Annotated in this window: 17 protein-coding genes; 13 read left to right on the top strand and 4 right to left on the bottom strand. The window is 45.5% G+C overall.

From position 1 onward, the window contains the following. Positions 1–168: 168 nt before the first annotated feature. Positions 169–1530, bottom strand: a complete 1362-nt coding sequence (locus tag ACQY3F_RS05815; protein WP_428352976.1) for an IS1380 family transposase — start codon at positions 1528–1530, stop codon at positions 169–171. Between the two features lie 101 nt (positions 1531–1631). Here ACQY3F_RS05815 and ACQY3F_RS05820 point away from each other — a divergent pair, with 101 nt between their 5' ends. From ACQY3F_RS05820 to ACQY3F_RS05840, 5 genes are all read left to right on the top strand, one after another. Then, the gene (locus ACQY3F_RS05820) at positions 1632–2042 is read left to right on the top strand and encodes a hypothetical protein (protein ID WP_428353973.1); all 411 of its coding nucleotides are present in this window, start codon (positions 1632–1634) and stop codon (positions 2040–2042) included. 26 nt (positions 2043–2068) lie between these two features. Further along, positions 2069–2422, top strand: coding sequence for a glycine zipper family protein (locus ACQY3F_RS05825; RefSeq protein ID WP_428353974.1), 354 nt, complete (start codon positions 2069–2071; stop codon positions 2420–2422). A gap of 302 nt (positions 2423–2724) precedes the next feature. Beyond that, on the top strand, positions 2725–3951 hold the full coding sequence (locus ACQY3F_RS05830) for an NAD-binding protein (RefSeq protein ID WP_428353975.1): 1227 nt from the start codon (positions 2725–2727) through the stop codon (positions 3949–3951). Positions 3952–4204: 253 nt separating this feature from the next. Continuing rightward, positions 4205–6355: a cation:dicarboxylate symporter family transporter gene (locus tag ACQY3F_RS05835; protein ID WP_428353976.1), complete on the top strand. Its 2151-nt coding sequence runs from the start codon at positions 4205–4207 to the stop codon at positions 6353–6355. A 52-nt stretch (positions 6356–6407) separates the two neighbouring features. After that, the gene (locus ACQY3F_RS05840; protein ID WP_428353977.1) at positions 6408–7043 is read left to right on the top strand and encodes a tyrosine-protein phosphatase; all 636 of its coding nucleotides are present in this window, start codon (positions 6408–6410) and stop codon (positions 7041–7043) included. Between the two features lie 18 nt (positions 7044–7061). Here the strand turns inward: ACQY3F_RS05840 and ACQY3F_RS05845 are convergent, their stop codons facing one another. Next, positions 7062–8258, bottom strand: a complete 1197-nt coding sequence (locus ACQY3F_RS05845) for an ISAzo13 family transposase (RefSeq protein ID WP_428352931.1) — start codon at positions 8256–8258, stop codon at positions 7062–7064. A gap of 79 nt (positions 8259–8337) precedes the next feature. On the opposite strand from ACQY3F_RS05845, the gene ACQY3F_RS05850 reads away from it, so the two are divergent. The 8 genes from ACQY3F_RS05850 to ACQY3F_RS05885 all read left to right on the top strand — a co-directional run bounded on the left by ACQY3F_RS05850 (position 8338) and on the right by ACQY3F_RS05885 (position 18466). Continuing rightward, complete coding sequence (locus tag ACQY3F_RS05850; RefSeq protein WP_428353978.1) at positions 8338–8607, top strand: tyrosine-protein phosphatase; 270 nt, start codon at positions 8338–8340, stop codon at positions 8605–8607. A 633-nt stretch (positions 8608–9240) separates the two neighbouring features. Continuing rightward, the gene (locus ACQY3F_RS05855; RefSeq protein WP_428353979.1) at positions 9241–9720 is read left to right on the top strand and encodes a hypothetical protein; all 480 of its coding nucleotides are present in this window, start codon (positions 9241–9243) and stop codon (positions 9718–9720) included. 106 nt (positions 9721–9826) lie between these two features. Then, positions 9827–10261 carry a helix-turn-helix domain-containing protein gene (locus ACQY3F_RS05860; RefSeq protein ID WP_428353980.1) on the top strand — a complete coding sequence of 145 codons (435 nt, stop codon included), beginning with the start codon at positions 9827–9829 and terminating at the stop codon, positions 10259–10261. Between the two features lie 327 nt (positions 10262–10588). After that, positions 10589–10777 (top strand): hypothetical protein, encoded by a 189-nt coding sequence (locus ACQY3F_RS05865; RefSeq protein ID WP_428353981.1) that lies wholly within the window; start codon positions 10589–10591, stop codon positions 10775–10777. A 212-nt stretch (positions 10778–10989) separates the two neighbouring features. Then, positions 10990–13500, top strand: coding sequence for a plasma-membrane proton-efflux P-type ATPase (locus ACQY3F_RS05870; protein ID WP_428353982.1), 2511 nt, complete (start codon positions 10990–10992; stop codon positions 13498–13500). A 70-nt stretch (positions 13501–13570) separates the two neighbouring features. Then, positions 13571–14932, top strand: coding sequence for an IS1380 family transposase (locus ACQY3F_RS05875; protein WP_428353459.1), 1362 nt, complete (start codon positions 13571–13573; stop codon positions 14930–14932). Between the two features lie 424 nt (positions 14933–15356). Further along, positions 15357–16904 carry a DUF1254 domain-containing protein gene (locus ACQY3F_RS05880; protein ID WP_428353983.1) on the top strand — a complete coding sequence of 516 codons (1548 nt, stop codon included), beginning with the start codon at positions 15357–15359 and terminating at the stop codon, positions 16902–16904. 71 nt (positions 16905–16975) lie between these two features. Then, entirely contained in the window at positions 16976–18466 is a 1491-nt protein-coding gene (locus tag ACQY3F_RS05885) for a DUF1254 domain-containing protein (protein ID WP_428353984.1), read from the top strand. Between the two features lie 338 nt (positions 18467–18804). Here ACQY3F_RS05885 and ACQY3F_RS05890 read toward each other — a convergent pair whose 3' ends face one another. Both ACQY3F_RS05890 and ACQY3F_RS05895 read right to left on the bottom strand, forming a co-directional pair. Then, complete coding sequence (locus ACQY3F_RS05890) at positions 18805–22143, bottom strand: response regulator (RefSeq protein ID WP_428353985.1); 3339 nt, start codon at positions 22141–22143, stop codon at positions 18805–18807. Positions 22144–22359: 216 nt separating this feature from the next. Continuing rightward, on the bottom strand, positions 22360–23004 hold the full coding sequence (locus ACQY3F_RS05895) for a hypothetical protein (RefSeq protein WP_428353986.1): 645 nt from the start codon (positions 23002–23004) through the stop codon (positions 22360–22362). Positions 23005–23131 lie beyond the last annotated feature (127 nt).

Genomic DNA, 23131 nt, shown 5'->3' on the forward strand with positions numbered 1-23131 from the left:
ACTGCCGCTTTGCCAGCCCTCTTTGTCCAACCGATCAAAATATCCAGATTTAAATCATAAATAGAGGAAATTTTTTGTATCGTATGGATATCCCCCGAGCCCAAGGCAATAAACACCCTGCCAACGTGCCATGACCTTTTAATCAAAGTGACTTAACTTCGGTTAATGTTAAGCGAGTAACCCCACCTTAACCCAATCATCCCATTCCTGTGGATAGAGCGGACCTGCAGGTGTTCTGACTCTCAGCTGATTATTGCCTGTGAGTAATTTTCCAGCCACCCGAATCAGATAAGTACGAAGTGTATCCGGCTCCCATTGGCACAACGTTTTGTTGCCACTCAATTGAGCCATCCAGCGCACGGTATTGTAGGCAAGAACGGCGCAATGAAATAATGCGGCATTAGCCAGAAATTGATTCGTTCTGATTTTACCTAAACCCATTTGTGATTTTGCTTCTTCAATCCATGTTTCGCACGTCGCTCGTTCACCATACTTCTTATGTGTTTGCCAAGGCGATAGAGGTTCAGTTGTTACATAACAAAAATAGTCATATTCTGCCGTATCCCAAAGCTCGGACTGAGGTCCTGTCACTTGTTTAGGTTGCTTTATCCTGACCGCGACAAACTGACGAGAGCGAGACCAGCCACCACAACGATATTGAAACTCGCTCTGCTCCCAACCGGGTCGGCCTTGTATGGCTGTCCAGGCCTGTTTGGCCAGCAATGCGTTCAAATTCTTAAGTTTAACCTTTATTAGATACCCATGCCCTCTGGTATCGAGAAATTCAAGCAAATCACCGACAAAATAACCACTGTCACCGCGAAAAATAATGCGCATCCGATTGGGCAAGTGTGCAAGTAACTGTTTGGTAAATTCTACAACACCATTGCTTGTAAAGGCATTGCCTGTCCGGAACCAGGCTTGTAAAATTTCTTTTGTTTCCGCTAGAAAAGCGAGTTGTGGATGGTATGAACGGGCACCTTTCTTTTTGGGGTTGAAGCCTTTGGCACTTCCTTCTTGTCGACCACAAACGGTGTCCACAGTTGAATCGACATCGACCCACTGGACGGATTGTATGCCAGTTTTCGATTTTCCGGAACGAAGCAATCGCCGCCAGTGTTGACCACGCAAAGTATGCGTGAGCGTTTCAAACTGGCTTATCTGCCTATCACTTACTTCTTTAAAGATCCGTAAAATTGTGGTTTCAACAGGAATCTTTATCCAGCCAGCTACTTTGCGCAGTACGCTATCTGCCCATACGGTCGTCACCTTTGCCATTGATGTTGCTCCCCCCATCATGCCAACCAACGTCAATAGAACCACATCAGATAAGTGATGGTCTGCATTTTCACCCCGCCGATGTGGAACGCTTTGTTTTACGGTTTTTTCAAAACCTATCCTGTCTAAATATTTCACGACGGGAATCAGTCCCGCCTGGCTTGTCAATCCATGTGCTGTAGATGTCATTTTTACCGTTCGGGTACGGTTTCTTACGTGAGATGAGGATTTTGATACTTTAGAGGGCTTCATTAAAACAATGAGATAGTGAAATCAGGAAAATGATATTATATCATTGTTTAATAAGGAGTTTTGTGGATTATTATGTATAATGCTTGCAGGATTTAGGTATTATGCTTATTTATAAACAACTATTCGCCATATCGCTATTATTGAGCTTGCCTTTTTGCATTGCTGCAAAAGAGATCAATGAAAAGGATCAATTAATATGTGCTATTTCCGAGACTGCACTTTGCCGTGAAAATGCAGGATGTACCGAAGGGTCAGTAGAGCTTGTTAATTTACCGCTATTGTTAAGATTAAACCTCGAAAAAAAAACCATTAAATCGACTCGTATCTCCGGAGAAACGCGCACGTCCACCATTCTGGCGGTTAATACCAGTAAAAATAATCTAATTCTTCAGGGTGTACAGGAAGGTTCTGGCTGGAGTATGACCATTGATAAAAAGAGTGGTCAAATGTCAGTCAGTTCTTCGCTCGATGGTGAAGGTTATATTGCATTTGGTGTGTGTACTCGTAGCTAATTAATATATTTTATACAGGTATCATTATGAAAAAAATATTACTAATAATGGCTTTAGCGACATCTTTATTTTCTTCTCAGTTTGTTAATGCAGATGTTCTTAGCGGTGCTGCCAAAGGTGCACTGATTGGATCGATTTCAGGGAATGCCGGAAAAGGTGCGGCTATAGGAGCCACTACAGGCGCACTAATGGGTGGTAGAAGGCCAGCGCCAGTGCAGCCAGTTCCGGTTGTTGCAGCACAACAACCTACAGTCGTAAACGATGCAGCAAGAGGTGCCGCTAAAGGCGCATTGATTGGAGCAATTTCAGGTAATGCTGGAAAAGGGGCGGCGATAGGTGCAACTTCCGGTGCCTTGCTGGGCGGCAGAAGAAGGTATTAAGCGCTAAGGAACGTGCATGAAATAACTTGAGCAATTGACTTGTCTTTTTGTCCGTCTTCGGTGTTGCACAAACAGTTACGTAGCTAGCTATGCTATGTCACTGTAGCCGTAACGACGACGAAGGACAAAAAGACAAGTAAGCTGGTATGTTCTTTGACAGAAATCACCTTAAGCAACTGGCTTTTTTATCCGCCTTCTACGCCCCAGTATCAAGTACGGCAGGCTTTGAATACAAACAAAAGTCCTGCCCAATATTGAACAATTATTTATTTCCAGATGCCTAATATGAATGAGATCTTCCTATGTATAGCCTGAGTAATCTCCAGTCATTTTTTCATCGCGCTAAAAAATCATTTAGCAGAAGTAGCTGGTTTCCCCAGATACCACTTGCTGTCGCATCAGCTTTTATCGGCTTAATGTACCTGGCTCCACTGATCAAAGAAGCTCTGGATTGGAGTTTTGTATCGATTCTGTTTACTGGTAGCCTTTGGGGTCTAGTTGATTTGAAAATGTGGGGTGTTTCACAGTCGGCTATTGGTACTTTGCTACTTATTATGTCGCTGGGATTATTAGGGCGTTCGCGACTTGCCTGGGCAACATGTGCCCTTGTCATCTTTGTTGGTTTAATAATTCAGTTCACTACTATTTCAGAAACATTACATTGGTGGCGGATAATGATTGATAGTAGTTTTTTACTGATACTATTACCCTATTATCATCGTTTTGATAGGCACAATATTAGATTCGGCACGCTGTTTGCGTTGACGTCTCTGGTAGTTTTTATGGGCTATGCAGTTTTAGGGACTTATCGTCTCGGTGACCAATTTTCCCCGCCTATTACAGACTTGACTAACGCCATATATTTTATGGTGGTAACGATAACCTCAGTTGGCTATGGTGATATAACACCATCCACGATGGAAGCGCGCGTTTTTTTGGTTTCAGTCATTATTCTGGGCATTACAGTCATTAGTGTCGCGCTTGGAGCTACCTTGATTCCGGCTTTCATGAATCGTTTAGCAAATATAACTGACAGGAAAAAAACTATGAAACGCAGTAATCACTATATTATCGTCGGTCATACAGCACTTGCCACAAATACTTATCACGAACTCATCTCGCGTGGTGAGCAAGTTACTGTTATCCTGCAGTCTACTCCGGAAAATTCTCGCTACCCAGATGCCGATATAATTATTGGAGACGGCAGTGATGTGGATACGCTTAAAAAAGCGGGTGGGGAAGAGGCAAAAGCAATTTTGGCTTTATTGAATGATGATTCCGAAAACGCTTTTGTCGTTCTGGCCGCAAAAGAACTTGAAGGTGGGATAAAAACTGTCGCGGCCGTCAACGATGTAAAAAATATGAGTCGTATTCGCAGAGTGCATCCTTATCTGGTTATTGCACCACAGGTACTTGGTGGCGAACTACTGACCATGGCGTTAACAGGCGAAAAAGTTGATAGCTCAAAGATTATGCAGCGCTTAATGGGGCAAGTACAACAGGTATCTGAAAAAAATCGTAGTTTATAAGCAAAGGGTAGGTAGAGCGGACATTAAGGCTATTTACTTAACGCGGGACAAATTCTCACCATGAAGAGCATGAAGTTATTGAAGGAAAAGAACTAACCCCTTCATTTTCTTCATGTCCTTCATGGTAAAAAAATAATCTCCTTCTGAACCTATATTTTCAGGTGCCCCGTTTTATGTTTGTAGCCGACATTAGTCCATGTTTATAGCTGCGGTAATGGTGGACTAAAGTCTGCTCAACAGGGAAAAATTAACGATGAGTTTATCCAGTAAAATTTTTCTGGGAATGGGTCTAGGAATCTTATGCGGCCTTTTTTTTGGTGAAATGACAGCCGTTTTTAAAGTGCCAGCCGATATTTTTATCCTGCTGCTACAAATGACTGTACTCCCTTATGTAACTCTGTCATTGATTGTTGGCTTTGGTAGCCTGACCTTTGTCGATGCAAAGCTATTAGCCATCAAGGGAACGGCTGTCATGCTCCTTTTGTGGGCATTAGCTTTTTTCGTTCTAGCGTTAATGCCGCTGGCTTTTCCTGCATGGGAAACCGCCTCTTTTTTTAGCGCGTCAATGATCGAAGCTAAAGAGGATGTTAATTATTATGAAATTTTCATCCCTGCAAATCCCTTTTACTCCATGTCCCATAATCTGGTTCCGGCCGTCGTCGTTTTCAGTATTTGTCTAGGTGTTGCGCTGATTGGGATTAAAGATAAAGAGCCTTTACTCCTCACTTTTTCGGTATTTAAAGAGGCCTTAACAAAAGTAACCGGTTTTATGGTCAGTCTGATGCCACTGGGTATTTTTGCGATTGCTGCCAATGCCGCTGGAACCATGAACATCGAAGAATTTGATCGCTTGCAAGTTTATCTGATCCTGTATATTGCCGTGTCCTTATTATTTACTTTCTGGATTTTACCAGGACTGGTCGCAGCTCTAACCCCTATTAGATATCGGGATATACTCAGCTTGACTAAAGATGCCATGGTGACGGCCTTTATGACAGCGACATTGCTAGTGGTATTGCCACTGCTGGTGGAAAACAGCAGAGCACTGTTAAATAAATACAAGCTTGAAACAGATCGCTCTGATGCCGTTTTAGATGCTGCTATCCCTGCATCGTTTAATTTTCCTCAGACCGGAAAAGTACTGGCAATGAGTTTTATTTTATTTGCGGCATGGTTTACTGACGATCCAGTTGCCCTGACAGATTATCCCATGTTGATGATCTCGGGACTGGCAAGCTTTTTCGGCAGCCTTAATGTGGCTATTCCCTTTTTGCTGGATCTGCAGCAGATTCCTAGCGATATGTTTCAGTTATTTATCGTTTCCGGTGTGTTAAATTCACGCTTTGGCACACTGCTGGCCGCAATGCACACACTGGTTTTGGGCGTTCTGGTTGCCTGCGCAGTAACAGGCGGTCTGAAATTCAATCCGAAGAAAATCTTCCGCTATACTGTTGTGACAAGCTGTTTAATAGTAGCAACGATAGGTGCTACCAGATTATTATTTAGCTATGGAATAAGTCATGAATACAAAATGGATCAGATCATTACCGAAATGCATTTGTTGCATGATCCGGTGCCAGCCATAGTGCATAAAAAACCTCCGTCGGTGGCTGTGACTCCAGACCTTGGTCATGCTAAATTACAAGCGATCAAACAACGCGGTTTTTTGCGGGTAGGCTACCTAATGAATAATTTGCCTTTTGGTTTTTTTAATGCGGATAATGACCTGGTTGGCTTTGATGTAGAAATGGCGCATATATTGGCTAAGGATCTCGGAGTCAGTCTTGAGTTTGTGCCTGTCACTCATGATAATATAGCTATGCAACTGGAGAGCAATTATTGTGACATTGTGATGGCAGGTATAGTGACAACCATTGATCGAGCCACAAAAGTGTCTTTTTCTAATGAGTATCTAAGCGATACTATCGCATTTATAGTGAAAGACTATAGAAGACAGGAATTTATCAGCGCTGAAGCTAGAGCAAAGCTGGGTTCCCCTAGAATTGGTGATTACTCCCATATTCCTTTATACGCTAACCTAGTGCATCAATATTTTCCTCAGGCTGAAATACAGCCTATTGAAAATATTGATGATTTTTTCAATGATAAAACCCCAAGTGTGGATGCGATTCTGGCGACTACTCAGCGTGGAGCAGCCTATACCCTGTTACATCCCAAATTTGCAGTCGCACTGCCGCGTCCTGATCTAGTCAAGCAACAACTAGCCTATCCCATGTCTTATCAAAATGCTGAATTTACCCGCTTTATCAATACATGGATCAGTTTAAAGAAAACGGATGGAACAGTTGATAGCCTCTATAATTACTGGATTCTGGGTAAAAATGCGGTTCCGGTAAAACCCAGATGGTCTGTTATCAGGAATGTATTACATTGGGTAGATTAGTAACTATCCTGTGTTTGTAGATTTTAATTTTTATTGATGGAGTACCTTGTTTATGATTAAAGCGACAAAAACTTTGGGCCATTTTTCGGCAGCGTATAAAGTATTTTTTATTATGCTGGCAATGTCATTGACTAGCTGCGCCACTGCTCCACCTTCCTATCCTGGTCATATTGATTTATCAGGCGCGCGTAATTTTCGTGATCTTGGTGGCTATCCGACCACAGATGGTCGGCGTATCAAAAAAGGACTGCTGTATCGTTCCGATCAACTTTCCAAACTGACTAAACACGACCTGGAAATACTCTCCCAACTTAAGCTCAAGCGTATTTACGACCTGCGCAATAAGGATGAGCAACAGAAAGATCCGGATAAGGTGCCGGCCGGTCAAAATATTCAGATAGTACCCGTCCCTTTTGCATTTGCAGAGCTAGACGAAGCCGTCATGCGTAAACGTATAGTACGCGGCCAGTTGAATAAGGGCGATACCGAAAAATTAATGATCGAATCGTATGAAACCTATGTCATAGACTATCGCACTCAAATAGCACTGATTATACGTGACCTGGCAGAACCTGGTGAATTACCGGCTTTGATTCATTGTGTCCATGGTAAAGATAGAACCGGACTGGTTATCGCCACGATACTTGAAGTGCTCGGGGTACCCAAAGACATTATTATGCAGGATTAGGGAGATGGAAAGAAATAATCATCCAGAACAACCAGGAGAAATGGTCAAAAACCATTTCTCCAACGATGGCATTCGGTCAACAAACTGATAATACGTCTTCATTGCTTTTTTACCTACCTTTACTCCTGTTTCATATATTTTTTCTGTTAATTTAACAATAGGTGCTTTGCCATTGTAGGTCATACTTTTGGCAAATTTTAAAGTTGTTTCAACTGTATCCATTATGTCGCCACTAATATGATTTTCATAGGCTCCCCATACTCGTTCAATTGGGTTATATTTACTATGATAAGGAGGGTAGTAGGCCAGTTTTATCTTTATGTTGCTTTTTTCAGCAAACTCCACAAGCCTTTTTATAAACTGAGTTCTGGAGCTACTGTTCTCCATACCATTGTCAGCGTTAATTGTCAGAATATCTACTCCATATTTTTCTTGAATTTCTGGCCAAATTTCTTCCAATCGGTCAACGATGAAATCACTGCTGGCATAGCCTGCTGTAAAGAAAAGGAAAAAATCATCATGTTCAGGCAGATAAAAACCAAAAGGAGTTAACTTTTCCTTAACATCTAAATCATGATCCTCTGCTTTTGTTAAAACCCGATTTCGTCCTCCCCGTGAAAAATTTCCTATATTCATTCTTGCTTTGGCATCAATTGATATACGAATCTCTTTTGGGTTGATATCTGCCATTCCATTGACTGAATGAACTTGTTCAAAAATTGCATCCGTTTCCTTGATTTTCTTATGAGGCTTTGTTTTTTGTACCTTTTTTGGATGGTAACTCAGGTCATTTAATTTTGTATTGATAGTTTTTGAGCAAGGTAATGTTTTTTCATCGTAATAATCAATCTCCAGTAAACGTTTTCTAACTTCTTTAGCCGTTAGCCGGGTATATAATCGACAGGAATTAAAAGAGGGATCCGTTTGACACTCCGGTTCAGCAATTTTTTTTATGTCATCAAGTAGATGAGGAAAATGCTCTTCACTTTTATTACGCCCTCTCGCTGAAAAATTATCTTCTATGGGCTGAGTTTCAAGTTCATATTGTCCTTTTCGGATAGTGCCTCTATTCCATCCTAGTTTTTCTTCAGCAATACTTGCACCACCTGAGCCTAGTAGCTCCACCGTTTCAGCCATGAATATACGACGTACCGAGCCTTTTAAACGATGGGCTGTATTTATAATCCAACCTATAATGCTATCTGTTAATATCAACAAGCTTATCTGCCTAGTGTGAGAATAAATTCAGAATTCATTATTATAAATTATTGAGACACAAGCTTACTTCGTTTGGATGATTATTTCTTTCCATCTCCCTTACCTGCTGACCAATATGTTTTGGGATTCAGAGACTAGCCGCTTATCCACACTTGCGCATATCGGGTCTTTATTCAGAACGCCAGCCAGTGAGGTGCGTAACCTGATGGTGGCAAAGCCTGAATACCTGCAAGATGCAGGGAAAGAGGTTAAACAACATTATGGCAGTATTGATAACTATATACATGAGGGCCTGGGGCTGGATAATGCAACCATTAAAAGACTTCGAGATGCATTACTGGAGTAGGGCGGGGGGATGACATTTATATCACCATGAAGAGCATAAAGGACTTGTAGGTACGCAATTATTTTCTTTGTGACAAGGTGATTGTTCTTTTTACCTTCCGGTCTATGCTGGATTTATATTATAATTTAGATAACCGCGCCCTCTGGGCGGGGGTAAAAATCTTCCTGATTACGTACAACTCTCAGCCATAAGAGAATAAAACATTAAAAACAGTATATTGAAAAACTCGTCATTCCCGAAGTCTTTTATCGGGAATCTATGCTTAACCTACGAGATCCCTGCTAAAAGCATCCAGGAATGACGGCTACGCACTTAAGACGGGACACCGTAGGCTGGGTTAGATTTTTTTAACGAAGTAAAAAAACGTAACCCAGCAAAGCCCCGTATACGTAAAATGCTGGGTTACGTTATCTGCGCTTCGCTAGATAAGCTAACCCAGCCTACATTGCTTTGTCCCGTTTTAAAATGGTAGCTGGAATGACGGAGTCTAGCTGAGAGTTGTGGGTAATCAAGAAAATCTTTACGTAAAGGTCTATCCAGATGTATCTATTAGTTGATAGGCTGGTGTAAAGTTACCTGAATTTAAAAATAGGTGTAATAAATTTAATTTCTTTTACAGGGCTTATTAACACTATGTCTATAATTGGCATTGCTGATCGAGTTGAAGCATATCATATTGAAGAATATATTCAGGCCAACACACTATTCGATGTGATCCATCGTCAGATGTCGCCGGGAAAATTTCATGCAAGGGCAGACTTTATACAGGTGAACGGCATCATTTTGTACCGGGAACGTTGGTCGCACCTAACCCTGGTGCAAGGGGCAACACCGGCAGGCTACTTCATGTTTGGTGGCATTTCGAAGCCGGGAAGAAAGGTCGACTGGTGTGGTGGGGAACTTAGCAGGGAGCGCCTTGCATACGCACCGAGTTCTACCGAGGTCGATTTCACCATACCTGGCGGGGGTGATCATTGTGTTGTACTGGTGCCTAGGGATCTTTTGCTTCAACACCTGGATGAGGCAGCAACGGAAATCCTGTTGGCACATCGCTACCATATAGAGGGTAACCGGGGTTATATGCTTATCGGTTTGATCCAGCCGCCTCATTAATAAGTATCCGCCTAATTGCTCATTACTAGATAAAGAACGGGTATGCAAAGCCATCGAGGCGCAACTGCTAGAGGCTGTCGCACGGCTTCTCTGCCCTGAAAATACTATGGTTTATTGTAAATCCCCAGCCAAACGCCGTCAGGCTTTCTCGCGAGCAATAGAATATGCTGAAAGCCTGGAGAAACCCATAACGGTGCCAAAATTTGCAGCAGTAGTTGGCGTGAGTCAGCGCACTCTGGAAATGGCTTTTCAGGAAATATTGGGTATCACACCTCTGCAATATTTGCACTGGCAGCGCCTCAGCTTTGTCCGTCGAGATTTAATCAATAAAGATCCATCTACTTCTTCTGTTACGAAAATCGCACAGAGCTGGGACTATAGTGAACTAGGTCGCTTTGCCGTTGAATATAAGAGGCTGTTCAGCGAATCTCCTTCGACTACTCTCAATGCCGCTAGACCTCCGGTATCCAGTGATTTTATGGATAATCTACTCGAAGGATCACGCAGTAATGATGTGTGCCAGATTTACACTGGAGCTTAACCCAGCTTTCGAATAATGGTGACAAAAAATCCCCCCCTTATACAACTAATTGATAAGTAAGAATTAATAATCATGCCAGAATGCGCACTTGTAATCCCATAATATTAATTTAATAATATATTACAATGGGTTATAGATTTATAATCGAAGGCTTGGTTAAGTATTTCTGATCAAATAATTGAATGGATCAGCTCCTTTGTTTTGGACGGACTATATATGTCAGTTTTTTCGAAAACTGCATAGCGATATCGGCAACACTCATCTATACTCGTCAATACTTACTATTACAGTAAGTTCTTAAATTCATATACTTCAAGGAGTCATCTTATGGCTAAAGCATTAAATAAGAAAGCAGTGAAGAAAATTACCAATAAGGCAATTAAAAAAGCAGTATCATCGAAGAAAAAAGCTAAATCGATTAAGAAGAAAGTAACTAAAGCTGTATTGAAAAAAAGCTGTTCCTGCAAAAAAAGCTGCAAAAAAGCAGCAAAAAAAGCGGTCAAAAAAGCGACTTAAAAGAACTACACAGAGACCCATACATGGGTTTCTGTTTTTTATGCCCCTTATTCCTCAACACAACCGGTATGCGTTGTTATTTTCCGAAGAAGAAAAGAGGGCTATCCATCTCCCGTTTTTTCTGTACAGGGAAAGCATTTCAATGTCTAATAAAATAGCATTAGAATTTCAGAGAAGCAACACTCACATTCACCGTGAAATGGAGTAATCTTATGAATAACGAAGCTCAATCTACCAGCAGTGGCGATGCAGCTGACCTGGAAAAGGCCGATCTCGATACGGTCTATCAATCCCTGGCAACCTCCGCTAAAGGGCTTACCTCTGCCGAAGCAAAGGAAAGGCTTGATAAGTACGGTCGCAACGAATTAGTTGATCAGGAAGTCAGCAATTTAATGAAGTTTCTGGCCTTTTTTTGGGGGCCGATTGCCTGGATGATCGAGGCTGCTGCGCTATTATCGTTACTGATGCAGCATTGGGCTGACTTTAGCATCATCATGGTGCTACTCCTTTACAACGCGATCTCAGGTTTCTGGCAAGAACTCAAGGCATCCGATGCGCTGGCCGCCTTGAAGGCAGGTCTGGCACCCAAGGCCACGGCATTGCGTGATGGCGAGTTCGTCGGTATCGATGCTGCCGAGGTGGTTCCCGGCGATGTGTTACGCATCAAGCTAGGCGAGATAGTCCCCGCTGATGTCCGTTTTATCGATGGCGAATATATCAGCATCGACCAGGCTGCATTAACCGGTGAGTCTCTGCCGGTCAGTAAAAAAATTGGCGACGAGGGCTATTCTGGCAGTATCGCCAAGAAGGGTGAGATGAATGCGGTGGTCATCGGTACGGGTAATAACACCTTCTTTGGCCGTACCGCCAGTCTGGTAGCCAGTGCAGGTAGTGCTTCGCACTCCCAGCAAGCAACCACTAAAATTGGTGACTTTCTGATCATCATCTCAGTGCTGCTGTGCATCATACTGGTGGGTTTCGAACTGCATAGCGACATTGTGTTAAAGCACGGCTGGCAATGGGATGACCTGGCTGATATCGCACGCATGGTTCTGGTACTATTGATTGCCTCCATTCCGGTGGCCATGCCAACGGTGATTACGGTCACTAACTCCATGGGGGCCCAGGCGCTGGCAAAAAAGAAAGCGATCGTCTCCCGGCTTGAAGCGATTGAAGAATTGGCTGGAGTTGATATCCTGTGCTCGGACAAGACTGGCACTCTAACTAAAAATATCCTCACCCTCGGCGATCCAATCCTGTTTGAGGCGAAGACTGCCGACGAGATAGTCCTGGCTGGTGCGCTGGCCTCCGAAAAGGGTAGTGAAGATGCCATCGATAAAGCGGTGAGCGAATTCCTTAAAGATCCCAAGGTTCTTGATGATTACAAGGTTACCAAATTTGTGCCTTTTGATCCTGTCGGCAAGCGCACTGAAGGTGATGTCACCGATGCTCAGGGCAAGGCGCTGTGCTTCACTAAAGGAGCGCCTCAGGTTATCATCGATCTGTGTAACCTTGATGGGGATACCAAAACTAAGGCTGAAAAAGCAGTGGAAGATCTCGCTGCTAAGGGCGTACGTGCCCTGGCGGTGGCAGAATCGAGCGATGAAGGTAAAAGCTGGAGCTTCCTCGGTATTCTGTCGATGATGGATCCACCCAGAGACGATTCCAGGACGACCATCCAGCAGGCCAAGGATCATGGGCTACGGGTCAAGATGGTTACCGGCGATGACGTCGCCATCGGCAATCAGATCTCCGGACAATTAGGCATGGGTTCCCACCTTATTGCGGCGGCAGACATGTTTACCAAGGACATGGACATGGATCATATGCCGGCCCGCATTGAGGAATGCGTGGACAAAGCTGACGGCTTTGGTCGAGTGTTTCCCGAGCATAAATATGGCATTGTCAAAGCATTGCAGCATCGGGATCATATCGTTGCCATGACTGGTGATGGCGTCAATGATGCGCCGGCGCTCAAACAGGCTGACTGTGGTATCGCGGTCAGTGGTGCTACCGATGCTGCACGCGCTGCGGCTGCATTGATCCTCACGGCTCCCGGGCTGTCTACCATCATCGATGCCATTGAAGAATCACGGCGAATTTTCGAGCGCATTATCAACTATATTCTTTTCCGGGTCGCGATGACTCTGGATATCATGTTCGTGGTAGTGCTGGCGACTGTGTTCTTTGGTTTCTCTCCATTGACCCCGGTAATGATCATAATGCTTGCTTTGCTGGACGATATCCCGATTATGACCATCGCTTATGACAACACCGAATTGCCTAACGAGCCGGTACGCTGGCATATGCGACGTTTGCTGGTTGTTTCCAGTATCATGGGAATGGCTGCGGTGGTACAAAGTTTCGGTTTGTTGATGATCGGCATGGAGTGGTTGAGTAACCCCGAATGGCAGTCCTGGATCAAGCTTACCCAGGAGCAGGTACAGACGGGGGTATTTCTGCAAATTGTTGCCGGTGGTCATTTGCTACTATTTGTGATGCGTGCCCGAGGCTCGCTCTTCAATCCACCCTGGCCAGCCATGCCGCTAGTTATGGCGATTCTAGGTACGCAGATTTTTGCCGTATTGATGTGCGGATTTGGCTGGTTTGTCACAGCGATTCCCTGGACTATCATTGGCATGATATGGGGCTATCTGCTGGTCTGGATGCTGGTTCTTAATGTGGTTAAATTGATACCTAAATCCTGCAAGCATTATACATAATAATCCACAAAACTCCTTATTAAACAATGATATAATATCATTTTCCTGATTTCACTATCTCATTGTTTTAATGAAGCCCTCTAAAGTATCAAAATCCTCATCTCACGTAAGAAACCGTACCCGAACGGTAAAAATGACATCTACAGCACATGGATTGACAAGCCAGGCGGGACTGATTCCCGTCGTGAAATATTTAGACAGGATAGGTTTTGAAAAAACCGTAAAACAAAGCGTTCCACATCGGCGGGGTGAAAATGCAGACCATCACTTATCTGATGTGGTTCTATTGACGTTGGTTGGCATGATGGGGGGAGCAACATCAATGGCAAAGGTGACGACCGTATGGGCAGATAGCGTACTGCGCAAAGTAGCTGGCTGGATAAAGATTCCTGTTGAAACCACAATTTTACGGATCTTTAAAGAAGTAAGTGATAGGCAGATAAGCCCGTTTGAAACGCTCACGCATACTTTGCGTGGTCAACACTGGCGGCGATTGCTTCGTTCCGGAAAATCGAAAACTGGCATACAATCCGTCCAGTGGGTCGATGTCGATTCAACTGTGGACACCGTTTGTGGTCGACAAGAAGGAAGTGCCAAAGGCTTCAACCCCAAAAAGAAAGGTGCCCGTTCATACCATCCACAACTCGCTTTTCTAGCGGAAACAAAAGAAATTTTACAAGCCTGGTTCCGGACAGGCAATGCCTTTACAAGCAATGGTGTTGTAGAATTTACCAAACAGTTACTTGCACACTTGCCCAATCGGATGCGCATTATTTTTCGCGGTGACAGTGGTTATTTTGTCGGTGATTTGCTTGAATTTCTCGATACCAGAGGGCATGGGTATCTAATAAAGGTTAAACTTAAGAATTTGAACGCATTGCTGGCCAAACAGGCCTGGACAGCCATACAAGGCCGACCCGGTTGGGAGCAGAGCGAGTTTCAATATCGTTGTGGTGGCTGGTCTCGCTCTCGTCAGTTTGTCGCGGTCAGGATAAAGCAACCTAAACAAGTGACAGGACCTCAGTCCGAGCTTTGGGATACGGCAGAATATGACTATTTTTGTTATGTAACAACTGAACCTCTATCGCCTTGGCAAACACATAAGAAGTATGGTGAACGAGCGACGTGCGAAACATGGATTGAAGAAGCAAAATCACAAATGGGTTTAGGTAAAATCAGAACGAATCAATTTCTGGCTAATGCCGCATTATTTCATTGCGCCGTTCTTGCCTACAATACCGTGCGCTGGATGGCTCAATTGAGTGGCAACAAAACGTTGTGCCAATGGGAGCCGGATACACTTCGTACTTATCTGATTCGGGTGGCTGGAAAATTACTCACAGGCAATAATCAGCTGAGAGTCAGAACACCTGCAGATCCGCTCTATCCACAGGAATGGGATGATTGGGTTAAGGTGGGGTTACTCGCTTAACATTAACCGAAGTTAAGTCACTTTGATTAAAAGGTCATGGCACGTTGGCAGGGTGTTTATTGCCTTGGGCTCGGGGGATATCCATACGATACAAAAAATTTCCTCTATTTATGATTTAAATCTGGATATTTTGATCGGTTGGACAAAGAGGGCTGGCAAAGCGGCAGTAAAAACCTAATAACCACTTAGCTAGACAGGTTAATGAGAGTCAAAATATGGGCTTGCAGGATTTAGGTTGTACCAAAAAACTAACTGGTGATTGGTCTGGCGTAACTTTTTTTTACAAGGAGAAAAACTTAATGATTATTAATCAAGCTGTAGACAACCACGACGACCTATTTAAAATGGTCGACAAAAAATCAGATCTGATAGGATCGGATCCACGTACTACTACATACACTGATCAGCCCCGTTCGGAGGTCAAATGAAGCCCAAGATGATGAAGCTTTCAATTCCACGGGACAGCAATAGTCTTTTATGTGCGATCATATCGCTATCTCTGTGCGGGACGGCGGTGGCGCACAAGCAAGACCCGCGGTTCGAAGAACTCGCTAACAGTAAGACCTTCGAGGGCCGGCAAACGGAAGAATCAACCGTTGCGCTGATGGATGAAATGCTCTTCCAACGAGCTTCACAGATATATCTCTGGGCTATGCCGCTTATCAACACGATGGGCATGAAGACTGGTTCGGAGAAGAAGTTTGGTGCTGGCTACAACGTTCTGCCAGTCTGGAAGGAGCGTCTCAATGCCAAAACTCAGATCCTCACCCCGAACTCTGACGTCCTCTACGCCCTGAGCTACGTCGATCTCGGCAAGGATGGTCCCTTGGTTATTGAAGCTGCGCCGAAGCTGCAAGCGATCCTCCTTGACTTCTGGCAGCGCCCGATTCCGGGTCCGGAGATCCGAGGTCACATCTACATGGGCGATATCGGCTTCTTCGGACCGGACAAGGGCAAGGGTGGGAAGTTCCTGCTGCTACCTCCGGACTACAACGGTGTCGTGCCGGAAGGCTACTTTACCTACCGCGCAGAGACCAACAACGTCTTTATCTTTCTTCGCAGCTTCTATCAGGATCCGAAGGACCTAAGCTCTGCCGTCAAGACGATGACGAGCACTCGTATTTATCCGTTAGGGAAAGAAGATAAAGCCAAGAGGATGATCTTCCCCAATGCTTCAGTTGTGCCCGCCAATATGCTTCCTGCTTCGGATTCGACAGCCTTCGACCATCTCAAACAGTTGCTTGACTCGGAACCTACGAGCCTTGTCGAATCCGACTGGCGGGGAATGCTCTCGGCCATTGGTATCGCTAAGGGCAAGCCCTTCAAACCAGATGTCAAAACTCGAAAAATCCTCGATTCGGCTGCAGGAACGGCTTACCAGATGAGCCGCGTCCTCGGCAGAAAAATGGTGATCAATGGGCTTGACGGCCGCATCTTTCCAGATCTCCACTGGGTCAACCCCATGGCCACTGGCAATCCCTTTAACGTAACTTGGCATCGGCCGTCCGATGGCGCTCTCGCCCTCGATTCCCGAACCAATTTCTTCACCAGTTATTATTCATGGAGCCCGGGCATGGTGTCACAGGTTCCCGGAATGGGCGCCAACTATTGGATCTCCCACTACGACTCTAAGGGTGGGCCGCTCTCCGGTGGCAAGAACTACAAGATCACGCTTGACCCCAAAGTTCCAGTCGCGAATTTCTGGTCGATGACCCTCTACGAGGCCTCGAACTCATCAGGCCTCGATAATGGACAGCCGTTTCCATCTCTCGGTTCGCGCGACAAGCCTGAAGTCAATGCCGATGGAACCATCGATCTCTACTTTGGTGCCAAGGCACCCGCAGGAAAAGAGGCCAATTGGATGGCCACTGTTCCGGGGCGCGGTTTTTTTGCCATTATGCGGTTTTATAGCCCGACAGAAAAAACTTTTGATGGCAGTTGGAAGCTGACCGACTTCGTAGAAGTGAAATAATGCGGCGGATTTCACTACGAAGAAAAATCAAAGAAATGAATGAATAAAATCTATTTTATAGGAGCAACAAGATGAATACACTAAGAAAAATTGGAGTGGCTGTGACGTTGTCGCTTGCTGTGAACGGGGCTGTGGTCGCAGAATCGAAATTCGACCCATTCTATTTGCCGCAGGCCAATCAGCCTTTCGAGGGTACGGTCGATACGCGTATTGGCACACTGGAATTTAATAACCAATATCCGAGCAAGGATTCGATGCAAACGATTCTGGATAGCATGGATTTCCACGGGGCTACACAGGCGTTTTTGTGGGGTATCCCGATGGCTTCGATGGCGAACTTCCAACATTACAATCGAGATGTCTTCAAGGTTCGACAAGGAGGACTGGTTCAGTATGTCGGTTTGAAAAAAAAGCTTGGTATCCTCACCGGTAACGCCACCACGCCCTATATCCTCGGGACAGTGAACCTCCAGGAGACGGGGCCATATGTCATCGACCTCCCCGCAGGTGCAATTGGTGGTATGGTTGACGATTTCTGGCAGCGTCCTGTCACCGATATCGGTCTGGCTGGACCTGATAAGGGCAAGGGTGCCAAATACCTGATCACATCTCCTGGCTATAAGGGTGAGAAGCCGAAAGGCTACTTGGTCTTCGAATCGCCGACCAACAATATTTTTGTTGGCCTCCGCATGCTCGATAAGGATCCAAAAAAAGCAAGCGCACTGCTGGCAAAAGTACAAACATATTCCTACAAGGATCGGGCAAATCCGCCAAAGAGCGGGTTTCCGTCACCGACCGCCAAATACTACTTTGGACCACCACGCGGTATGGCCTACTGGGAGCGGTTGCATGAGATCCTGAACCGGGAAGTCGTCGCGGAACGTGATCGATTTTTCATGGCAATGCTCAAGCGTGTCGGGATTGAAAAGGGCAAACCGTTTAATCCAACACCGCGCCAAATGAAAATTCTCGAACAGGCAGCATTCGTAGGTGAAGCGATGGCTAAAGCCAACGATTTGGCGAAGCGGAACACAGAACCGTATTGGCCAGATGCTAACTGGAAGCTTGCTCTCGGACTTGATCCATCGCAGCGCGCGACAAACTACGATGAACTTGATGAACGAGCGGAGTGGTTCTATGAGGCTGTGTCCAGTTCGAATGCGATGGTTACTACCACGCCGGGTGTCGGTTCAATCTATCTCGCCTCCTACGCTGACAAGGATGGCGATTGGCTGGATGGTGCGAAATCATACACCCTACATATTCCGGCAAAAGCACCGGCGGAGCAGTTCTGGTCGATTGCGGTTTATAGCTGGGACTCGCGCACACTGATTGATAACGATCAGAAACGGGCCGCCCAGTCGTCTCGCCAGGATCTCATTGTGAATGCAGATGGTTCTATCGATCTTTATTACGGACCGAAAGCTCCGGAAGGCAAAGAGAAAAACTGGGTACAGACTATTCCCGGTCAAGGCTGGTGGGTTTACCTGCGCTTCTACGCACCGACCAAGGCTTATTTCGATAAGAGCTGGAGTATGGGGGATTTTGAAAAGGTCAAATAGCATACGGCTCCGGATGGATTGCGAGGATTTGATAAGCTCTTTTGACAGGTAATCGCGCTTTCATCGGTAAACATTGCCATGTCATGGAAAGTGGATGTGGTGAAATGCAAACAGGAATAATGTAACTAAACAATGTACTACAATTACGCTTCTGCTATGACGCTTCTCACTGGCGGCACTTCTATTGTTTGTGCTTGCGACAACATCGGCATTGCAAACAATAGAGACCGCGGCCACCGCTGGTTTTACTGTCAACAAAAATCTGCTTGCTATTTGTCCACATTCGTGAGCACGTAAAGTATATTCAACAGTGATATGTTGTTACTTTTTCTCGCGCCTTAGTTCTCATTATGTTTTGAAAATTCAAATTCCAGGTGCACCATGATATCCAGCGCTGATTCGAAATCGTAGGCATCTACCTGTTCAGCAAGTTTGTGTAGCAGTTTGACTTGAGGTGTCCCTGCCAGCAGTGGCGTTAGCAACTCCAGCAGTTGGTCTGCATCGGCATCGTCGTCTTCGAGAAGTTCGCGTAACTGAGTGAGCAATGCCGGTACACGAGTAATGTCCTGAGATTCATTTGAAACCGAGGTCGCATTACGGTCGCCGAGTTGATTCAGGGCAAGCATGACCGTACTCAGCTGAGTTTGCAGTTCGGAGACTGGGGTTTCAATTGAATCACCTGACTCCCCATTCTGCAATAAGCGTTCGACCCGCGCCGCGACTTGGTATAAAGTCTCAGCACCGATATTCCCTGCCAAGCCCTTTAGAGTATGTGCTTCGCGCTGTGCGGTGTCCTTATCTCCAGTCTTGGAAGCTACCAGAATGCGCTCTACCGCATCGGCCTGACTGTCACGAAATTTCCTGAGGATCTTGAGATAGAGCATGTTATTGCCGCCCATGCGCTTGAGACCGCTCAGGGTGTCGATACCTTCGAGTATCTGAATTTTCACTGACGCAGTGGATTCAACAGAGAGGGAATCGGCATCGGATTCATGCGCGGACACAACTGTTTCTATACGGCGATCTTGCGGTACCTCTATCCATTTTTCCAGCACCTCGAACAACTGTTTGATGTCGATTGGCTTGGCGATGTAGTCGTTCATGCCGGCCTCCAGTGCTTGTTGGCGGTCTTGAGCCATCGCATTGGCGGTCATTGCAATGATCGGTATTTTTTTGAAACGAGCGTCTTTGCGAATTTCGCGAGTGGCGCTGTAGCCATCCATGATCGGCATCTGAATATCCATCAGCACGCCATCGAATCTTTCCTGCTGTGCGCTGAGTATGTCTACGGCTTCGCGGCCATGATTGGCGATAGTGATCATTATGCCCGCCTGTTGCAGCAGTTCAGAGGCCACTTGCTGATTGATTTCGTTATCCTCCACCAGTAGTAGGTGTGCACCACGTAGATGGTCTGCGGCCCGTATGCCGTGTTCTTTCTTTATACCTCGCTTGACTTCGTGACCGAAGGCTTCGAGGGTGGCATCAAGCAGAGTGGACGGGTTAACGGGTTTGACCAGATAGGCTTGTATGCCAACGTCTTCGGCAGTCTCACGGAGATCCTCACGCCCGTAAGCAGAGATCATCAGCACCCGGGGGAGGGTGGCGAGCTTTTCATCGGCGTGAATACGTCGGGTTGTTTCGATGCCATCCATACCGGGCATTTTCCAGTCCATCAGAACTAGATCGTAAGGAGGGTGGGCTGCTTCCAGCTCAGTTAGGGCCTGTTCGCCGCTGGCTACCTCGGTGCTGTGAAAACCAAAGGACTCCAGGTAACGGGCGAGGATGGTGCGTGAGGTGGAGTTATCATCTACCACCAGTACTTGCAGATCCTGCAGGTCACTCGGCAAGGCTCGTGGACGGTGCTGGCGAGGCTCGATACTGATGCCGAAATGGGCGTTGAAATGGAATTCGGAGCCAACACCAGATTGGGAGATGACACCGATCTCACCGTGCATCATTTCCACCAGACGCTTGGAGATAGTGAGGCCCAGTCCGGTACCACCAAATTGTCGGCTAATGGAGGTATCTGCCTGACTGAAGGCTTGAAAGAGTTTGCCACACTGGGCGTCGGTCATGCCGATGCCAGTATCTCGCACGGCGAAGCGTAAATGCACGTCGTCAGCATCATGTTGCAGTACCTCGATACGCACAGCAATTTCACCTTGTTCGGTGAATTTGATCGCATTGTTGGCGAGGTTGATAAGGATCTGGTTGAGCCGCAACGGGTCGCCGTTGAGGCCCATGGGTACGTCGTCGGCTAGGTCGACAATCAGTTCCAGGCCCTTTTCCGAGGCCTTGATCGCCACCACATTGGAGAAATTGTCGAGCACTTCGACCAGGTCGAAGTCGATCTGCTCCATGTCAAGCTTACCAGCCTCAATCTTTGAAAAGTCGAGGATATCGTTAATGATGCCCAACAGGTTGTTGGCAGAGGCGGATATTTTGCCCAGATAGTCACGTTGTTTACGTGACAACTCGGTGCTCAGGGCCAGATGAGACAAGCCGATGATGGCATTCATTGGCGTGCGAATCTCATGGCTCATATTGGCCAGAAAGTCCGACTTGGCCCGGGTGGCATCTTCGGCGGTCTCCTTGGCTATTTTAAGTTCGATTTCAGCCTGTTTCATCTCTATCTGTCGAATGCCGCTGCGACGTAGATAAAAGGCTAAAAAGCAGAAGAGGACAAACACCACTATGGGAAGAAGAAGGCTGTCCGGACTCCATCGTGGATACATTACTGGATCGGCGGATATGCTTCTAATTTCCCATTCTCTATCCGCAAATGTCAGAAAATTGTTTGTTCGATATATAGAGCTAAGCTTATTTCCGGTTTGGTGATCGTATAAGAACTGTTCATCCGCTGGCGCACTAACATCCAATATTTCGAAATTTATTCCTGAATATAAAGTATGTTCGCCAAGGATCTGTTCCACCACGGGGCCGATTTTCAGGACAATGGCAATAAACCCTTTTAGAGCCAAATGCCGCTCCTGTTTCGTTTCAATGGACTGTTTCTTGTTGAAGACAGGCAATGAAATAACCACGCCGTAGTTTTTATCACTGCTCTGCACGAATATCATGCGCTTTGATGCCACCGGCGCATTGATATCCGTAGCCCGCATTTTTGCAATATGGGCGGGAGGAATAGAGCCTGCGTCTAACCCGAACCATTTCAAATTAGATTCCAGTGGTTCTATGTAATAGACAGGGTAATACCACTCACGCTCTTTAGCGGTGATGATTTTTCGTTCCGCATCAGGTTCAAAGAACCTAAAATCAGGCCGCATAGTCTGTTGTACCCTCTCTTCAAATACCTGCCGCTGACTATTGGCTACCTTGGGTACCCACTCAAAAGCTTTTATTCCTGGATACCGTTTCATAAAAGGTTCAACAAGAATCTTGAACTCCTGCCTCTCAATGAAATCTGAAGCGTTAAAGGCAGACTGCACTGAGTATAAAGCATCAACATATTGGTTAATGCCATATTCGATCGTTTTTACCTGGTTTTGAACAGCTAACTCAAATTTACTGTTTGTAGTTTGTTGAAAGTTACTGTACAGAATGCCGAACAGAGAAAGGCTTAGGGCAAGTCCTATTCCCACAACCACAACAGGAATACCCACTAACAGGAGCGACTGTTTTTGAACGCTCTTTTTCTGGATGAGGCTGTTGGTCATTTAAGTCCACGCTCCTAGTTGTAGTGCCGTCTTGTTGATCTCGAATACATTCATTTCCAGAACTGCCTATTCATAAACCGAACTCTGTTTTTCCACGTATCTGAGTTCGGCGAACCCGCAAACCTCAAACGCCATATACCAGAACACGTCGGCCTGGACGTTCACTTCATTTTCAATTTTCGTGTAGTCTGTCATTATATTCAGCCATTGTATAATTCAATATTTAATATATTTTGACCATGAATGAGGTTTCTTAAAATCTTTTGGCGTGACCCAGGTATCTGCTGTTGTTGCATCGGGCTCTGTCATTACGCGTACACTACGATCATACTTATCCTCGATGTGTTCTATCAGGCGTCCGTAGGTGTGTACATCGTCAAGGTCGGTGAAGCTAAACGGGCCAAAAAAAATAAGAAAGGTCATATCAACGTAATGCGTTTCTCCGGAGGAGGCAGGAGATGTCGCGATAAGTTTGCCCTCAGTTGTCCAGAAGTTGAGGTAAATTCGGGCGCGACCACGCTGACCATTATCATGATAGAAGCTGATGGAGGATTGACCCAAGGTGCCTGGAATGGGAACGCCTATAATAAAGGAATCAATATCAGCGCCCGCGAACTGCACGACAGCTTCAATCACGGGAAGGTCATCACTGGCTTTGGTAGAGATGTTTACACCTAATTTAGCGAAGTGCTGGCGTAGTAGGGTGCGAGTCCAGCTATCATCGGTCTTATCAGCGGATGCCAGCTCGATTTTCCAGTGGCCATCAAGAGCCTCTACAACGATCGGTAGCTGATTTATTGCTCGAAAAATGGCTCCGCGTGTTAGTTCTTGTTCCATTGAGGTTCGATTATCAACCATCATCTTAGGGTTGAAGCAGCCTGTCAGTAGTGCAGACAGAAATCCAATAGTTATAATACGCATAAAGTAATGAAAAATATGTTTTTGTAGGCTGGGTTAGCCTATCAAGCGTAGCGCAATATCGTAACCC

This window comes from Methyloprofundus sp. (assembly GCF_965251085.1).
In the GTDB taxonomy this organism is placed as follows: Bacteria; Pseudomonadota; Gammaproteobacteria; order Methylococcales; family Methylomonadaceae; genus Methyloprofundus.

Coding starts and splice junctions, on each gene's coding strand:
- ACQY3F_RS05815 (WP_428352976.1), bottom strand. CDS start 1,530: ATGAAGCCCTCTAAAGTATCAAAATCCTCATCTCACGTAAGAAACCGT.
- ACQY3F_RS05820 (WP_428353973.1), top strand. CDS start 1,632: ATGCTTATTTATAAACAACTATTCGCCATATCGCTATTATTGAGCTTG.
- ACQY3F_RS05825 (WP_428353974.1), top strand. CDS start 2,069: ATGAAAAAAATATTACTAATAATGGCTTTAGCGACATCTTTATTTTCT.
- ACQY3F_RS05830 (WP_428353975.1), top strand. CDS start 2,725: ATGTATAGCCTGAGTAATCTCCAGTCATTTTTTCATCGCGCTAAAAAA.
- ACQY3F_RS05835 (WP_428353976.1), top strand. CDS start 4,205: ATGAGTTTATCCAGTAAAATTTTTCTGGGAATGGGTCTAGGAATCTTA.
- ACQY3F_RS05840 (WP_428353977.1), top strand. CDS start 6,408: ATGATTAAAGCGACAAAAACTTTGGGCCATTTTTCGGCAGCGTATAAA.
- ACQY3F_RS05850 (WP_428353978.1), top strand. CDS start 8,338: ATGATTATTTCTTTCCATCTCCCTTACCTGCTGACCAATATGTTTTGG.
- ACQY3F_RS05855 (WP_428353979.1), top strand. CDS start 9,241: ATGTCTATAATTGGCATTGCTGATCGAGTTGAAGCATATCATATTGAA.
- ACQY3F_RS05860 (WP_428353980.1), top strand. CDS start 9,827: ATGGTTTATTGTAAATCCCCAGCCAAACGCCGTCAGGCTTTCTCGCGA.
- ACQY3F_RS05865 (WP_428353981.1), top strand. CDS start 10,589: ATGGCTAAAGCATTAAATAAGAAAGCAGTGAAGAAAATTACCAATAAG.
- ACQY3F_RS05870 (WP_428353982.1), top strand. CDS start 10,990: ATGAATAACGAAGCTCAATCTACCAGCAGTGGCGATGCAGCTGACCTG.
- ACQY3F_RS05875 (WP_428353459.1), top strand. CDS start 13,571: ATGAAGCCCTCTAAAGTATCAAAATCCTCATCTCACGTAAGAAACCGT.
- ACQY3F_RS05880 (WP_428353983.1), top strand. CDS start 15,357: ATGAAGCCCAAGATGATGAAGCTTTCAATTCCACGGGACAGCAATAGT.
- ACQY3F_RS05885 (WP_428353984.1), top strand. CDS start 16,976: ATGAATACACTAAGAAAAATTGGAGTGGCTGTGACGTTGTCGCTTGCT.
- ACQY3F_RS05890 (WP_428353985.1), bottom strand. CDS start 22,143: ATGACCAACAGCCTCATCCAGAAAAAGAGCGTTCAAAAACAGTCGCTC.
- ACQY3F_RS05895 (WP_428353986.1), bottom strand. CDS start 23,004: ATGATGGTTGATAATCGAACCTCAATGGAACAAGAACTAACACGCGGA.